Source organism: Mesorhizobium sp. Cs1321R2N1 (assembly GCF_037179725.1).
Lineage (GTDB): Bacteria > Pseudomonadota > Alphaproteobacteria > Rhizobiales > Rhizobiaceae > Mesorhizobium > Mesorhizobium salmacidum.
Window position 1 is genome coordinate 1 of record NZ_JAPYKP010000157.1, and the last position, 14,621, is coordinate 14,621.

Below are 14,621 nucleotides of genomic sequence, written 5' to 3' on the forward strand. Positions count from 1 at the left end.
GCCGCCTTCTTCATTGCCGGCTTCGCGACGGCCTTTGCCGCTGCCGCAGGCTTCTTCGCCGGTGCCTTGGCCGCGGCGGCCTTCGGCTTGGCGGCAGGCGCTGCTTTCTTCACTGCCGTTGCGGCCTTCGCCGCGACTGCTTTTGCGGGTGCTTTCTTTGCCGGTGCCTTGGATGCCGGCGCTTTAGATGACTGCTTAGCCATGTCATGCCCCTTCACGTTATGCCGATGGCCGTGAATGACCCCGGCGCGCAATGCATATCTGACTCGCGTCTCGCTAGCCAGCGAAGCAATGGTATGATTTTCTCAACTTAAATTTTGGTTGCGATCGACACACAATCACACTCATCACCGGAAAAATCCGCCGTTGATCTTCCGGCGGCGCCGGCAATTTGACACCGGCATTCCCGATGCGAGTTCGCCATGAAGCTCCAAAGATCAGCGAGCAACTTCACGCATGATCTTCGGTCGTGAATATCATCATTTGCCGTCTCATCGAGGCGATCATCTTTTGCAAGCGAGCGGTCCATGCGGATCACGAGCGCGATGCGACACCCGATCTGAAGATCACCTTGTCAAGCATGTTCCGAGCATCTGTTTTCTGATTGACAGAATACTCTGTATGGCAGAGTATTCTGTCAGGGATGTTGTCGCGCCTTTGATTTCGGCCGTGCAAAGGGCAAGTGACACACCGCTGGCAGAGATTGCCGGGTCAAGCGGGGACAGCCCGAGGCTTTGCCGCATTGGAGCTTATTGATGAGCGCCGACGACATTATCCACCAGAGTACGCGGCTCAGGATCATGGCCGTCCTGAACACGCTGGAAAGGCGCGAGGCGCTTGAGTTCACCCAGTTGAAGGCCATGATCGAGACCACCGACGGCAATCTCGGGGCACATCTCGATACGCTGGCCAGAGCTGGCTATGCCGACATTGAAAAGCTCTTTGTCGGACGTCGGCCGCAGACACGGATCAGAGCCACGACGGCCGGACGGCGGGCCTTTCGCGGTCACATTGCCTTTCTTCGCAAGATCATCGATCAGGCAGAGGCAACGCAGCGCAGAAAATAGCTCTGCGCCGAGCGAACGTCTTTGAGCGGTTCACCGTCTCATGATACGGCGAGCCGCCCGTCCCGAAATTTTTCCATGGCGGCGGAATCGCCGCGTGTGTCGAGGGGGCATTATCATCACGGCTGATAGCCGAGACAAATGGCGCCGAGCGCGACGACGGCGCAGGCGCCGACTCGCCGGGGCGTCAGCGTCTCGCCGAGAAACAACCGGCCGATGAAGGCCGCGAAGACGACGCTGGTCTCACGTATCGCGGTGATCGGACCGGCAGGCCCGAGCGCGAAGGCCGCCACCACCACGCCATAGGCCAAAAGCGCGAACAGGCCGCCGCCCAGCGCCTTCCAGGTTTCCGGTGCCCGCGCATCGACAGCGAGCCTGCCGCGACAGGCGACGAAGGTCGCCGGCAGCAGTGCGCCATAGGCCAGCAGGACCCAGGCGGTGTAGGCGCCGACATTGCCCGCAGCACGAACGCCGATCGCGTCGACCATCGCATAGGCGGCGATGATTGCCCCCGTTGCCAGCGCATAGAGGATCGATGTCGTGGTGGCTCTTCCTCGCCCAAGCGAAAGAGCCATGATGCCGCCGCCGACCAGGGCAACGCCCACGGTCTCCAGAGCGGTGAGCTGCTGGCCGGCCAGCAGGAACCCGCCGAGCGTGACGAGCAGGGGCACGCTGCCGCGAACAATCGGGTAGACCTGTCCCAGTTCGCCATATCTGTAGGCGGCCACCAGAAACACGCTGTAGCCGACCTGCAGGCAGGCCGAGAGCCCGACATAGGGCCAGGCGGGCGTCGCCGGAAAACCATTGAAGATTGCAAGGGGAATGGCAAGCGCCGTGCTGGAGAAGCTCATGACGGTGACTGTCCACAATCTGTCGGCACCCGTTCGCAGGAAGGCGTTCCAGCTTGCGTGCAGAACCGCCGCGAACAGCGCGAGCCCGATGACCAGCGGGCTCATTGCGGCCTGCGCGAGGCGGCGATGATGTCCAAGGCGGCCTTGCGGGCGTCGCGGATGGCGGTGTCTCCCTGCCCCATCTGCGCCATCAGGGTCGCACCTTCGATCAGCATCAACAGGGTCGTCGCCGCACTCTCGGCCCGCCCACGCGGCATCACCTGCTCGAGGATCGACTGCAGGCGCTGCCTGAGGCTATTCTTCTGCCTGGCGACAGCCTTGAACACCGGGTGCTGGGGATCGCCGAACTCGGCCAAGGCATGGGCAAACAGGCAACCATGAAAATCCGGTCTGCGGAACCAGCGGCCATGCCAGTCGAAGATCTTCGCGATTTTGTGCTCCGGCGTGGTCCCCTCCCTGGCGAGCCGGTCGAGCTGATCGTCAAAACGCCTGGCGCGATAGTCGAGCACCTCGACGATCAGCTCGTCCTTGCTGGGGAAATGGCGATACATCGTCATCTTGGCCACGTCCGCCTCGGCGATGATCCGGTCGATGCCGGTGGCATGGAAACCGGCGCGCTTGAACAGCGCATAGGCCGTTTCGACGACATGCTGGCGTTTGTCGGAGGCAGGTGACGGTGTCATGCCGCTAACCAAGTGATGAGACAGGTCTGTCTCATCACAATGCAACGGAACGCATTCACCTGTCAACACAGGACATCAAAGCGCCCGCGACCCCTTCAGGCCGCAGGCGCGAAAAAAGATCCGGAAAGGAAGAGACGCGTTCAGCGCAGGACGCGGCAACGGCCGTTATAGACCATCCAGCGATCGAAGCCCGAGACGCAGAACTCGACATTGTCGCCGATCGAGGCAAAGCCCTGGCCTTCCTCGATCAGATAGAAGATCGACCGGTCCCGGCCATCCGACAGGCTGACGGTTGCCCGGCAATAGTGACGGCCGATCGGCCATTCCTCGCTCGCCTGCTCATAGCGGTGTTGGCGAATGTCGCGAAAATCGGTGATGGCGACCTCGGGCAGATGCGGCACGTGATGCACCTGGTAGGAGAACCGATGCGTGATCTTGCTCAGCACCCATGTCTCCCCACAGACGCTGCCATCGTCCTCGGAATAGACGGCAAGGTCAGCCGCATGGACCGCCTGGGTGATACAGAGAGGCGCGGCAAGGGGCGTGCAGAGCGAAATCAGGGCAGCAAGTGCGGATTTGGCGAAGCGAGTCATGGCAGCCTCTCAAGGTCGATTGCGCGCACTGTGCGGATTCGCTCGACGGCGGTCAAGCGGTTGCCGAAACAATGGTTTCCAGAAACCGGCGCGGGCAGTTGCTGTAAGCAGCAACCCGCGGGTAACGGCGAAGTTCCCTGCGGGCGGATCATGCGGTCGCACGGGGCGCGGCGATCAAATCCAGCTATACCGGCGGCGGGGCCTGCTCGCCGGCCAGCCATTCCATCGACCAATGCGCCGGCTTTTCCACGGCGAGCAATTTGTGCAGTGCCGGCAATATGGTTCGCAGTTCACCTTCCAGCATGAAGGGCGGATTGACCACCACCATGCCGGTGCCATCGAGGCTGGGTTCCGAAGAGGCCGGCCTGATCTCGAATTCTATGTCGAGGATTTTCGGGATGCCGGATTGCTTCAGCGCTTTCCTGAAGGCGATGATCGCCTTGCGGTTCTTGATCGGATACCAAAGGGCGTAGATGCCGTTGGGCCAGCGCCTGTGCGCCTTCACCAGCCCCTCGACGAGGCGGCCGAACTCGCCCTCTTCCTCGAAGGGTGGATCGATGAGCACCAAGCCGCGCTTTTCCTTCGGCGGCAGATGCGCCCCGAGCGCAAGCCAGCCATCAAGTTCCATCACCTTTGTCTGGAAATCGCCGGCGAATTCCGTCTTCAGCTTCGCGGCGTCTTTCGGATGCAGTTCGATCGCCGACAACCGGTCCTGCTTGCGCAGGAGATTGCGCGCGAGCAGCGGCGAGCCCGGATATTTCTTCACGCCGCCCTCGGGATTGAGCGAGCGCACCGCCGCCAGATAGGGCGCCAGCAGCGCCGCCGCCTTCGCGTCGAACGAGGCTTCGATCAGCCTGCCGATGCCGCCCTGCCACTCACCGGTCTTTTGCGCTTCGAGTGACGACAGGTCGTAGCGGCCAATGCCGGCATGGGTGTCCACGACACGAAACGCCTTGTCCTTCTGCTTCAGATAATCGAGCAGGCGCGTCAGCACGACATGCTTGACGACATCGGCAAAATTGCCGGCATGGTAGGCGTGGCGGTAGTTCATGTGGGACCCCTGCCCCAGCGTGGCGGCGGCGGTTGCGAGTTCGGATTTTCCGGCCGGCCGCCACCAGAACGCAGGGATAGCAGGAAGCCGATCAAGCCGACCGCCATCAGCGAAAAGCCTATCGGCCGCGCGCGGCCGTCGATCTCGCCGACGCCGGAGCGCAAGACAAGGTCGACCGCTCGCATCGGTATGTCCTCGGCATCGCCCGGGCCGACTGTGAAGAGGTAAGCGCCAGGGCTGACGGTGGCGATCAGGCCGGCCTCGTCGCGAAAGATCTTGTCGGGCAGTTGCGGGCTGGCCTGCCGGGGATTGTCCACATGGTTGAACTGCAGCGTCGAGGCAAGCACAGTGCGGCCATTGGTGGCCGCGGTCAGCGTCAATACCGTGCGCTGCTGCGAAACGATGCGCTCGGCCCTGGCGGTCAGGTCGACCAGCACCCGCACCGGCGCATCGCGATCTTTGAGCGATACGGTCAACGGCCTGAACCGGCCCTGCTCATAGACTCGCCAGGTGCCGATTTCGCGACCGGAAAAATTGCTCACCACCCAGGGGTAGATGAGACCGATGCCGGTGCCGGAGAGCAGGATCAGGACAAACAGAAAGCGCATCGAAAACCTTGGCTATTTCTACTTCTGCTCGCTATGGCTGCCGCCTTGCGCGGACCTGTCCAGGGTAGCAGTGCGGATCCGCTCCATCTCGTCCAGAAGCATCTCCAGGCCAAGATCGAAGGTTTTGTCGAATTCAGCGGTGCCGAAGTAGCGTCCCGCGGTGGCGATGTTGGGGAAATCGCGCTCAAGCTGCTCACGGCCGACCGTTGTGACGGCCGACGGGCCCTTTGAGTAACCGGCGGTCTCGTCGAGCACCGCCCCCGACAGATAGTACCCCACCGCACGGAACAGCCTTGCGGCCATTTCCTGATCGAAGCCGCCGTCATTGAACAAGCCTACGATGTTGTCGATATAGGCAAGGCAAATGGGCGAATTCATCCGGTAGCTGAGAAAATAGCTCGCGAAGGCCGGATGCTCGCGACCGATACGCCGATAATCCAACACCACCATGCGCATCCTCTGGCGCCATGGCAGATCCGCATCCGGCATCTTCAACGGACCAATCAGCCTGTCGACCAGCGCCTCAAAGAGATGCGCCTGCGAGGGGAAGTGATGATAAATGCTCATTGCCTCGCAACCAAGTGCGGCCGCCAGCTTGCGCATCGAAAAGCCGGCAAGCCCTTCCCTCTCGATCACCTCGAAAGCCGCGTCCTCGATCATCTCGCGCGACAGACGTCCGCGCGCTCTCTTTTTCTTGATTGATTGATCCATTGCGCCGCTTGACAACTTACAGTGTAAGGTTCATTTTCACCGTTACCTTACATCGTAAGGCTAACAAAGACCAGAGGAGAAAAACCATGTCGTACCATCGCGTCGTCAAATCCGTGCAATCTTCATCCAAGCATGTGTTCCTGTTCGCTGCCGCAGCCTGCGTGCTGTCGCTCGGCACCGCGCCGGGCCACGCCGACGACTATGACGCAACCCTCAAGGACATACAGTCGACCATGGGCGGTGTACCGAGCTTTGTGAAGCAGTTTCCCAAAACCGGTCTGCCTGGTGCCTGGGCCGAGGTCAAGGCCATCGAACTCAGCGACAAGACGGTGCTGCCGCCCAAGGTCAAATCGCTGATCTCCCTGGCCGTGGCGGCACAGATTCCTTGCACCTACTGCATCTGGTCGGACACGCAGGACGCCAAGCGCGCCGGCGCAACCGACGAGGAGATCCAGGAAGCCGTGGCGATGGCGGCGCTGACGCGCCACTGGAGCACCATCTTCAACGGCATGCAGGTCGATTTCGATACATTCAAAAAGGAAATGGGCGGGCAGTAAGCCCGCCGGCAAGAAGGAAATGGGCGGGCAGTAAGCCCAAGAAATGGGCGGGCAGTAAGCCTCAATGGCACTACAGAGATGACTCGGTGCGCGGGTCGTCTCTGGTCCGCGTTTCGGCCTTAGGCGCTGCTCTCACGCCTTGCGCTCCCAGCGGCGGTCCGCGGTCTGCTGCCAGTAGGTGACGGCGTGGCCCGCGTCCTTCATCGTCTTCCAATGCGCCCGGGCCATCTCGACCTGGGCCGCGTCATGGCCATCGAACAGGAACACCGCACGCTCGTAGCCGCCAAGATCGGGCGGCGCCGCGCCGTCTACCAGGAACCTAATCTTGGCTTCGTTGGGATTGCCGTCGCCGGTGGTCAACAGGATTGGTTGTTCAGCTGGGTAAGCTTCGCGATCGGTCGCGTGTGCCAGGAAGGAATCATCGCGGAAAGTCCATAGATGCTGGTCGAGCGCGTCGCGCCGCTCCTCGGTGCCGGTCTGCACCACGGCGCGCCAGCCACGATCGATGCTGCGCTCGAGCAGGCCGGGCAATGTATCCTCCAGCGTCGATTCGGTCAGATGGTAGAACAGCACATCGGCCATGGATCGACGTCAGCTCTCGTAGTGATCACGTACCAGCCGGTCCAGCAGCCGCACGCCGAAACCCGAACCCCACGACTGGTTGATCTCGTTCAATGGCGAGCCCATCGCGGTACCGGCAATGTCGAGATGCGCCCAGGGCGTGTCCTTGACGAAGCGCTGCAGGAACTGCGCGGCGATGATCGCGCCGCCGTAGCGGCCACCGATGTTCTTCATGTCGGCGTTCTTGGAATCGATCAGCTTGTCGTATTCGGCGCCGAGCGGCATGCGCCACAGCCGTTCCTGCGTTGACTGTCCGGCCGCGGTCAGCCTTTGCGCCAGTTCGTCGTTGTTGGAGAACAGGCCGGCATAATGCAGGCCGAGCGCAACCATGATGGCGCCGGTCAGCGTCGCCAGGTTGACCATGAATTTCGGCTGGAAGCGGTCGTTGCAGTACCACAGCGCGTCGGCCAGGACGAGACGCCCCTCCGCGTCGGTGTTGAGCACCTCGATGGTCTGTCCCGACATCGAGGTGACGATGTCGCCCGGGCGCTGGGCATGACCGTCGACGGCGTTTTCGACAAGACCGATGATGCCGACGACATTGGCCTTGGCCTTGCGCGCGGCGAGCGCATGCATCAACCCGGTCACGGCGGCAGCGCCGCCCATGTCGCCTTTCATGTCCTCCATGCCGGAGGCCGGCTTGATCGAATTGCCGCCGGTGTCGAACGTGACGCCTTTGCCGACGAAGGCGACCGGGCTGTCCTTGGCCTTGCCGCCGTTCCATTGCATAACCGCCATGCGGGCGCCTCGGGGCGAGCCTTGCGCAACACCCAGCAGCGAGCCCATGCCGAGCTTCTTCATCTCCTTCTCGGTCAGGATCTCGACCTTGACGCCGAGCGCCTCGAGGTCCTTGGCGCGGGCGGCGAACTCGACGGGTCCCAGCACGTTTGCCGGTTCGTTGACGAGATCGCGCGCCAGAAGCACACCGTCGATCACCGCCTCGGCATCGGTGAAGGCCTTCTTGGCGCCCGCCGGGTCAGCGGTATGGATGGTCACCTTGACCGGCTTTTTCGAATCGGCCTTGCCGCCCCCCTGGCCGTCGTCCTTATCCTTCCTGGTCTTGTACTTGTCGAAGGAATAGCCGCGCAAAAGAATGCCCGCCGCGAGGTTCGCGGCGTCCTTGCCATCGGGCGAGGCACCGGCCAGGTCGAGGACCACGGCCACGTCGGTTGCCTTGCGCAGCGATGCCGCAATGGTGCCGCCGAGCTTCAGCCAGGCATACTCGTCGAGCCCCGACACCCTGCCGGCGCCGATCGCGACCAACCTGTCGAGCGATGTTGCTTCGGGCGCCAGGATTTCGACAGTGCCGGCGAACTTGCCGGTAAACTCGGCGACCGGGAAAGCCCGATCGAGCGTCTTGCCCGGATCGTAAGCCCTGGCCGCATCGCTCAAGCCATCATCCGCCGACAGCACGAAGACCGTGCCCTTTCTGTTCGCCGCCGACTGGGGCGCGACGAATTTTGCAAAGGCGATCGATGGTCTCGGGTTCATCATGTCCTGCTTTCGGGGATTGCGCGATGATGCGCGAAGCGGTTTGAAGCTATCCGCGACATTTGGTCGTTTTCCGGCATTTGGCAAGACTTTGCCAAAATGGCTACCCATATGAGACATGGAATCGATGGCGATTCGTCGCGGCACGGCCCGCTTAATGCCGCAACCTGTTGTTAACCATCGATGTTCGTCCTTTCTTATCCATTGCCGCCGACACTCCGGCCTACTGCGGCACGCGACGTGGGACGGGAACCGGCTCGCCTGCCCGACGCAGCCCAACGGAGCCAGTTGTGCGGGCGTCGCCGGACAGCTACCTTTGGCGTGGTGGCATGATGCCGTTCGAGAAAATCGAGTAAAGCCTTCATGAAGGTCGTTGAACGCTACATCATGCGCCGCGCTTGCGTGGTCTTCCTGGCAGCACTGGTCTGGACGCTGGCCATCGTGTGGACGACGCAGGTACTGGCCAAGATCAACCTGGTCACCGACAGCGGTCAGTCAGCCTTGACCTTCTTCGAGGTCGCGTCTCTTATTCTCCCCTCCATCGTTCCGATCGTCGTGCCTTTCGCGCTCGTGGTGGCTGTCGCCCAGACACTCAGTGTGATGAATTCGGATTCGGAACTCGCGGTGGTCAACGCATCGGGCGCCTCGCGCTGGACCATCGTGCGGCCGATCATGCTGCTGGCGCTGGCCGCCAGCGTCTTTTCATTCGCGGTGGACAACGGCATCGACCCCTATGCAAGACAGAAGAACCGCGCCCTGGTGGCGGAGTCGCGCGCCGACCTTTTGTCGCTGATCATCCAGGAAGGCACGTTCCGGAAGATCGAGGACGGACTGTTCCTGCAGATTGGCGAGCGGCTTCCCGACAACCGGCTGGGTGGCATCTTCGTCGCCGATTCGCGCGAGGAAGGCGTCAATCTCGTCTATTATGCGAAGACCGGCAGCATCATCGAACGCGGCGGCGAAAAGGTGCTGATGATGAATGACGGCGTCATCCATCGCAAAACGCTGACGGGCGACCTCAGTGTCATCCGGTTCACGTCCTATGCCTTCGACATGTCGGCCTTCATGTCCGCGGCCAACCAGGTGACGCTCCTGCCAAAGGACCAGACGACCCAGTATCTGCTCAATCCAAGCCCTAACGACAAGAACTATCAGCAAAATCCGCAGGAGTACCGGGCCGAGGTCGACCAGCGGTTTTCGGAATGGACATACTCCATGGTTTTCGCCCTGATCGCGCTCGCGGTCGCGGGAGACGCGCGTTCGCATCGCGAGGCGCGCGTCAATCCGCTGATCACGGCCATCGCGATATCGCTGTTCGTGCGCTGGCTGGGTTTCTTCGCCGCGAGCAAGGCCGACGAAGTCCCGCAATATTCCTATGTGGTCTATGGCGTGCCGATCGTGGCTTCCGCGGTGGCGATCTGGTTCATCGTGTCGAACCGGACCATGGAACTGCCGGTTGCCTGGGCGGACTGGATGACAAACCTGGCCAACCGCATCGGTGACGGCTGGAATGCCCTCAAGTTGCGTCTATCCAGGCGTGACACCTCAGGCCAAGGAGCCGGCTGATGGGCTGGACGCTGGGCCGTTACTTCTTCTTCCGCTACGTGGCGATCACGATCTGGTTCTTCCTCGGCCTTCTGGCGCTGGTATTCCTTATCGATTTCACCGAACTGTCCGGCCGCACCACCGGCCTGCCGGGGTTCACCTATGGCACGGCAATGGCCATTTCAGGCCTTCGCATGCCGATGATCATGCTGCAGACGGTGCCGTTTGTCGGCTTGTTCTCGGCGATGGCGACGCTGGTGTCGCTTAACCGACGTTACGAACTCGTCATCGCGCGCTCCGCGGGCGTTTCCGCCTGGCAGTTCCTTTTGCCATGCTGCATCGGCGCACTGCTGTTCGGCGCCGTGTCGGTCGGGATCATCAACCCGCTCGCCGCGCACGCCTTCTCCTTGTCCGAACAGATCGAGACCGAGCTGCGCTCCGGCAAATCCAACACGGTTTCGGCCGATGCCGCTCCCTGGATCCGCCAGAAAACCAGTTCCGGCGACACGATCATCGGCGCGCGCGCCATCCTCGACCAGGGTCTGGAGATGTCCGACGCGGTCTTTTTCATCCTCGACCAGCAAGGCAATATCGTCGAGCGCAAGGATGCGGCGCGTGCTTACCTGCGCGACGGCTATTGGGAATTGCAGGATGTGAAGATCTTCAGGAACGGCTCCATCCAGCCCGTCGCGAACGATCGTGTGCCGACCAATCTGAAGCCGGAATTCGTGCAGGAGCGGCTGGCGCGCCCGGAGACGATTCCCTTCTATGACCTGCCCGGAAAAATCGAGGTTGCCCGTTCCTTCGGCCTCAAGGCAAATGCCTTTGCCATGCAGTTTGATTCGCTGGTGGCGTTGCCATTCCTCCTCGTCGCCATGACGCTGATTGCGGCAACAGTTTCAATGCGATTTGCGCGAATGGGGCAGTCGGGAACGATGATTCTGGGTGGCGTCGTTGCCGGGTTTCTGCTTTATGTCGTTTCGGTGCTGGTGAAGGCGTTCGGCGTGGCGGGGTTCGTGCCGACTGCCATAGCCGCCTGGGTGCCGGTCGTGGTAGCTATGTTCTTCGGGGTGACTTTCCTGCTATACAAGGAAGACGGCTAGTGAGGGAGGCGTTTTTGCCCAGCGACAGGCAGGCCCGTTTGGCGCGCCTTTATGCGGCGAGCGCCTTGGCGTGCCTGGTCGCCTGCGGCGTCCCGCTGTCGGCGTTCGCACAGGATGTCGGCAACATGGCGACCACGGTTCCGTCCGGCTCGCAGATGCTGCTGGCGGCAGACACCCTGGAATATAACAACGACAACCAGACAGTGACCGCCATCGGCGGCGTGCAGATCGACTATGGCGGCAACCGCCTCGTCGCCCAGAAGGTCGTGTACGACCGCAACACCAAGCGGATGGTTGCCAGCGGCAATGTCGAGATCGTCAACAGCGACGGCACCAAGATCAATTCGCAGCATATCGACATCACCGACGATTTCGCAGACGGCTTCGTCAACGCGCTGCGCGTTGAAACCGTCGACAAGGCCTATTTCGCCGCCGAAAGCGCCGAACGCATGGGCGGCGTGCTGACCACTTTCCATAATGGTGTCTACACCGCCTGCGAACCGTGCGAGGACAAGCCCGACAAAGCGCCGACATGGCGCGTCAAAGCCAGGAAGATCATCTGGAACGGTGAGAAGAAGACGGTTCGCTTCGAGAGCGCGAATTTCGAGTTCTTCGGCTTTCCGCTGGCCTACCTGCCGGCATTCGAGATCGCCGACCCGACGGTGAAGCGCAAGAGCGGCTTCCTGATTCCCAGCATCGGCTACAACAGCCATCTGGGATATAGCGTCAAGGTCCCCTACTATTTCGCTCTTTCCCCAACATATGACCTGACGGTGACCGGAAGCGGCTATACCAAGCAGGGCTTCCTCGGCGAAGCCGAATGGCGCCAGCGCTTCAACAATGGCGAATACACTTTTAAGATCGCCGGGATCCAGCAGCAGAATCCGGACGCCTTCATCGACAGCGCCGCATTCCCCTCGACCGCTGGTCACAATATCGATTCCGGCGCGGTGGGCGATCCGAACAAGTTCCGCGGCATGATGGGCACGCAGGGGCAGTTTGCGATCAACGAACGCTGGAATTTCGGCTGGGACGTGCTGTTGCAGACCGACAAGGATTTCTCGCACACCTACAACATCGGCAAGTACAACGAATACGTCCACCAGTCGTCGGTCTATCTGACCGGTCTCAACGACCGGAACTATTTCGACGTGCGCGCCATGCATTTCGAAGTCCAGGAAAACACGCTCAACGACAACGTCGCGGCGAGAAGCGGCCAGCAGCCCTGGGTGCTGCCCTCGCTCGACTATGCCTATATCCCCGACGCGTCGGTCGCCGGCGGCCAGTTGTCGCTCAATGTCAATACGCGCGTCATCCGCCGCGAAGATCTCGACGAGACATATTTCACCCCTTACTACCCCCCGTCAGGTACGCAGCGCGTGCGTGGCATCGAAGGCGAGTCCAGCCGTCTTACCGCCGAGGCCGAGTGGAAACGGAGCTTTGTCACCGATGACGGGTTGGTGCTGACACCGTTGCTGGCGCTGCAAGGCGACGTCGACTATGTCAGACCATCATCGGCCTCGCTTACCGCGATCAACCAGATGGCGACGAATCTGGGCGAGCAGGACGACATGCGCTCGTCCTTTGCCCGCTACATGGCGACCGCCGGGCTCGAGATGAGCTGGCCCCTGTTGTTCTCGCTGGCCAGCGGGTCGAGCCACGTTGTCGAGCCGATGGCTCAGGTGTTCCTGCGCCCGAACGAACAGTATGTCGGCGGCCTCTCCATTCCGAACGAAGACGCGCAGAGCATGGTTTTCGATGCGACCACGCTGTTCGAACGCGACAAGTTCTCCGGCTACGACCGCATCGAGGGCGGCTCGCGTGCCAATGTCGGGCTGCGCTACTCCGGCTCCTATATCAATGGCTGGGGCACCAATGCGATCTTCGGCCAGTCCTATCAGATCGGCGGCGAAAACTCCTTCGCGGCACCTGATCTGGTCAATGTCGGCGCAAATTCGGGGCTCGAGACCACCAAGTCAGACTATGTCGGCCTGTTTGGCATAACCAGCCCCAATGGATTCGCGGCCTCGATCAGCGGCCGTTTCGACGAACAGAGCTTCGAGATCCGCCGCGCCGAGTTTAAAGCCGCCTATTCCGGCCTGCCGGTGTCGTTGAGCGCCAAGTATGCCTTCATCCAGGCCCAGCCGCTCTATGGTTTCACGACCGACCGTCACGAGGTCACGCTCGGCGCATCGACGCATCTTGCCGAGAACTGGCGCGTGTTCGGAACGGGAACCTACGATTTGCAGGAAGGCCTGCTGGTCAAGGACGGGGTGGGCTTCGCCTACAACGATTCCTGCTTCACTTACCTGATGACGTACGCGCAGTCGCGTGACCTGAACACCAGGGAAGTGACGCAGAGCATCGGATTCAACCTGTCGTTCCGTACCCTCGGCGATTTCGGCTCGTCGACCAACGCAGTCGACACCATCCAATAAGCGGCGACATCGTTTCGCCGCATAGGGCTGGCACGGATTCGCGTATCCGGAAGGGGACGGAATTGGGCGGAGCCGGGATAGAATTGGGATGCCTACGATGAGGAAATACCTCTTTTCAGCAGGGTTCGCGTTGCTTGTGGCCGCGACATCCGTGTCAATGACAGTGATGACGCCGCCGGCTTTCGCCAGCGAGATCAAATACGTCGTCAACGACATAGCAATCACCACTGGTGATATCGCCCATCGTGCCGCCTTCCTGAAGCTGCAGCGCAAGAAGGGCGACGCTGCCCAGGAAATGATCGACCAGACGCTGCGCATGGCCGAGGCCAGACGGCTTGGCATCCGTATCAGCGATGCCCAGGTCGAGGCCGCCTACCAGCGCTTTGCCACCAACAACAAGATGCAGCTCGGCCAGCTCAACGGCGTCATGGAAAAATCCGGCGTCGGCAAGGATCATTTCAAGGAGTTCATCCGCGCCCAGATGGCATGGAACCAGGCCCTGAGCGCCCGTTACCGTTCCGGGGAAGGTGGCAGCGTGACCGAACAGGACGCGGTGCGGCGCATGCTTGACAAGGGCGGAGCCAAGCCGAGCGCCATGGAATACATGCTGCAGCAGGTCATCTTCGTCGTGCCAGCGGCCGAACGCAGCGCGACGCTGGCCAAACGCAAGCGCGAGGCCGACGCCATGCGTGCCCGCTTCAACGGCTGCAACACGACGCGCGAGTTCGCCAAAGGCCTGATCGACGTCACCGTTCGCGACCTCGGACGGATTCTGGCGCCGCAACTGCCGCCGGACTGGGCGGAGCAGATCAAGGCGACCAAGGTCGGCGGCGCCACCGTCACACGCGAGACCGAACGCGGCGTCGAATTCATCGGCATCTGCTCGTCGCGCGAAGTATCCGACGACAAGACGGCCCAGATGGTGTTCCAGAGCGAAGGCTCCAGCGACAAGGCCGCCGACGATCTCAGCAAGAAATATGTCGACGAGCTGAAGGCGAAAGCCCGCATCGTCAAGCGCTGACGTGAGCAGCACGATGACCGCGCTGGCGTTGAGCGTCGGCGATCCGTCCGGTGTCGGCCCTGAAATCGCCATCGCCGCCTTCCTTGCGCGGAACGCCGTCGGCTTGCCCGCCTTCTACCTGCTGGCCGACCCGGCCGTGGTCGCATCGCGCGCACGCCACCTTGGCGTCTCGCTGCCTGTCGAGGAAGTGACGCCGGTGCAGGCGATCGAGGTCTTTGGCCGCGCCTTGCCGATCGTTCCCCTGACGGCGCGCTTCATCGACAGCCCCGGGCGGCCCGACCCGG

Annotated in this window: 15 protein-coding genes and 1 pseudogene; 8 read left to right on the top strand and 8 right to left on the bottom strand. The window is 61.8% G+C overall.

Annotation, left to right across the window (positions count from 1 at the left end; all coding sequences use genetic code 11):
* Together O7A61_RS27310 and O7A61_RS27315 are read left to right on the top strand one after the other, a co-directional pair.
* Nucleotides 1-237, top strand: a 237-nt coding sequence (locus tag O7A61_RS27310; protein ID WP_337132435.1) for a hypothetical protein, incomplete at its 5' end; no start/stop codon positions are given.
* A gap of 518 nt (nucleotides 238-755) precedes the next feature.
* Nucleotides 756-1,067 (top strand): transcriptional regulator, encoded by a 312-nt coding sequence (locus O7A61_RS27315; protein ID WP_027144526.1) that lies wholly within the window; start codon nucleotides 756-758, stop codon nucleotides 1,065-1,067.
* A 116-nt stretch (nucleotides 1,068-1,183) separates the two neighbouring features.
* On the opposite strand, the gene O7A61_RS27320 is transcribed toward O7A61_RS27315, so the two are convergent.
* The 6 genes from O7A61_RS27320 to O7A61_RS27345 all read right to left on the bottom strand — a co-directional run bounded on the left by O7A61_RS27320 (nucleotide 1,184) and on the right by O7A61_RS27345 (nucleotide 5,561).
* The gene (locus O7A61_RS27320) at nucleotides 1,184-2,020 is read right to left on the bottom strand and encodes a DMT family transporter (RefSeq protein ID WP_337132436.1); all 837 of its coding nucleotides are present in this window, start codon (nucleotides 2,018-2,020) and stop codon (nucleotides 1,184-1,186) included.
* Nucleotides 2,017-2,598: a TetR/AcrR family transcriptional regulator gene (locus O7A61_RS27325; RefSeq protein WP_337132437.1), complete on the bottom strand. Its 582-nt coding sequence runs from the start codon at nucleotides 2,596-2,598 to the stop codon at nucleotides 2,017-2,019. The genes O7A61_RS27320 and O7A61_RS27325 overlap by 4 nt, the downstream gene beginning before the upstream one ends.
* 140 nt (nucleotides 2,599-2,738) lie before the next feature.
* Nucleotides 2,739-3,191, bottom strand: a complete 453-nt coding sequence (locus O7A61_RS27330) for a hypothetical protein (protein WP_337132438.1) — start codon at nucleotides 3,189-3,191, stop codon at nucleotides 2,739-2,741.
* A 184-nt stretch (nucleotides 3,192-3,375) separates the two neighbouring features.
* Nucleotides 3,376-4,242 (bottom strand): 23S rRNA (adenine(2030)-N(6))-methyltransferase RlmJ, encoded by an 867-nt coding sequence (locus tag O7A61_RS27335; protein WP_337132439.1) that lies wholly within the window; start codon nucleotides 4,240-4,242, stop codon nucleotides 3,376-3,378.
* Entirely contained in the window at nucleotides 4,239-4,850 is a 612-nt protein-coding gene (locus tag O7A61_RS27340; protein WP_337132440.1) for a hypothetical protein, read from the bottom strand. The genes O7A61_RS27335 and O7A61_RS27340 overlap by 4 nt, the downstream gene beginning before the upstream one ends.
* 18 nt (nucleotides 4,851-4,868) lie before the next feature.
* Complete coding sequence (locus O7A61_RS27345; RefSeq protein WP_337132441.1) at nucleotides 4,869-5,561, bottom strand: TetR/AcrR family transcriptional regulator; 693 nt, start codon at nucleotides 5,559-5,561, stop codon at nucleotides 4,869-4,871.
* A gap of 86 nt (nucleotides 5,562-5,647) precedes the next feature.
* On the opposite strand from O7A61_RS27345, the gene O7A61_RS27350 reads away from it, so the two are divergent.
* Nucleotides 5,648-6,118 (top strand): carboxymuconolactone decarboxylase family protein, encoded by a 471-nt coding sequence (locus O7A61_RS27350; protein WP_027144533.1) that lies wholly within the window; start codon nucleotides 5,648-5,650, stop codon nucleotides 6,116-6,118.
* A 132-nt stretch (nucleotides 6,119-6,250) separates the two neighbouring features.
* Here O7A61_RS27350 and O7A61_RS27355 read toward each other — a convergent pair whose 3' ends face one another.
* Together O7A61_RS27355 and O7A61_RS27360 are read right to left on the bottom strand one after the other, a co-directional pair.
* A complete protein-coding gene (locus tag O7A61_RS27355; protein WP_337132442.1) occupies nucleotides 6,251-6,700 on the bottom strand; it encodes a DNA polymerase III subunit chi in 450 nt (149 codons plus the stop codon).
* A gap of 9 nt (nucleotides 6,701-6,709) precedes the next feature.
* On the bottom strand, nucleotides 6,710-8,230 hold the full coding sequence (locus O7A61_RS27360) for a leucyl aminopeptidase (RefSeq protein WP_337132443.1): 1,521 nt from the start codon (nucleotides 8,228-8,230) through the stop codon (nucleotides 6,710-6,712).
* A gap of 363 nt (nucleotides 8,231-8,593) precedes the next feature.
* Between O7A61_RS27360 and lptF the strand changes: the two genes are divergently transcribed.
* The 5 genes and pseudogenes from lptF to O7A61_RS27385 form a co-directional block, all read left to right on the top strand.
* Nucleotides 8,594-9,796, top strand: coding sequence for an LPS export ABC transporter permease LptF (lptF, locus tag O7A61_RS27365; RefSeq protein WP_337132444.1), 1,203 nt, complete (start codon nucleotides 8,594-8,596; stop codon nucleotides 9,794-9,796).
* Nucleotides 9,793-10,878, top strand: coding sequence for an LPS export ABC transporter permease LptG (lptG, locus tag O7A61_RS27370; RefSeq protein WP_337132446.1), 1,086 nt, complete (start codon nucleotides 9,793-9,795; stop codon nucleotides 10,876-10,878). Before lptF ends, lptG begins: the two co-directional genes overlap by 4 nt.
* Nucleotides 10,878-13,316, top strand: coding sequence for an LPS-assembly protein LptD (locus tag O7A61_RS27375; RefSeq protein WP_337132445.1), 2,439 nt, complete (start codon nucleotides 10,878-10,880; stop codon nucleotides 13,314-13,316). The genes lptG and O7A61_RS27375 overlap by 1 nt, the downstream gene beginning before the upstream one ends.
* Before the next feature lie 88 nt (nucleotides 13,317-13,404).
* The gene (locus O7A61_RS27380; RefSeq protein ID WP_027144111.1) at nucleotides 13,405-14,337 is read left to right on the top strand and encodes a peptidylprolyl isomerase; all 933 of its coding nucleotides are present in this window, start codon (nucleotides 13,405-13,407) and stop codon (nucleotides 14,335-14,337) included.
* Between the two features lie 13 nt (nucleotides 14,338-14,350).
* A pseudogene (locus tag O7A61_RS27385) lies at nucleotides 14,351-14,621 on the top strand (4-hydroxythreonine-4-phosphate dehydrogenase PdxA); the annotation flags it as partial.

Coding starts and splice junctions, on each gene's coding strand:
- O7A61_RS27350 (WP_027144533.1), top strand. CDS start 5,648: ATGTCGTACCATCGCGTCGTCAAATCCGTGCAATCTTCATCCAAGCAT.
- O7A61_RS27335 (WP_337132439.1), bottom strand. CDS start 4,242: ATGAACTACCGCCACGCCTACCATGCCGGCAATTTTGCCGATGTCGTC.
- O7A61_RS27380 (WP_027144111.1), top strand. CDS start 13,405: ATGCCTACGATGAGGAAATACCTCTTTTCAGCAGGGTTCGCGTTGCTT.
- O7A61_RS27360 (WP_337132443.1), bottom strand. CDS start 8,230: ATGAACCCGAGACCATCGATCGCCTTTGCAAAATTCGTCGCGCCCCAG.
- O7A61_RS27345 (WP_337132441.1), bottom strand. CDS start 5,561: ATGGATCAATCAATCAAGAAAAAGAGAGCGCGCGGACGTCTGTCGCGC.
- O7A61_RS27320 (WP_337132436.1), bottom strand. CDS start 2,020: ATGAGCCCGCTGGTCATCGGGCTCGCGCTGTTCGCGGCGGTTCTGCAC.
- O7A61_RS27325 (WP_337132437.1), bottom strand. CDS start 2,598: ATGACACCGTCACCTGCCTCCGACAAACGCCAGCATGTCGTCGAAACG.
- lptF (WP_337132444.1), top strand. CDS start 8,594: ATGAAGGTCGTTGAACGCTACATCATGCGCCGCGCTTGCGTGGTCTTC.
- O7A61_RS27340 (WP_337132440.1), bottom strand. CDS start 4,850: ATGCGCTTTCTGTTTGTCCTGATCCTGCTCTCCGGCACCGGCATCGGT.
- O7A61_RS27355 (WP_337132442.1), bottom strand. CDS start 6,700: ATGGCCGATGTGCTGTTCTACCATCTGACCGAATCGACGCTGGAGGAT.
- O7A61_RS27315 (WP_027144526.1), top strand. CDS start 756: ATGAGCGCCGACGACATTATCCACCAGAGTACGCGGCTCAGGATCATG.
- O7A61_RS27330 (WP_337132438.1), bottom strand. CDS start 3,191: ATGACTCGCTTCGCCAAATCCGCACTTGCTGCCCTGATTTCGCTCTGC.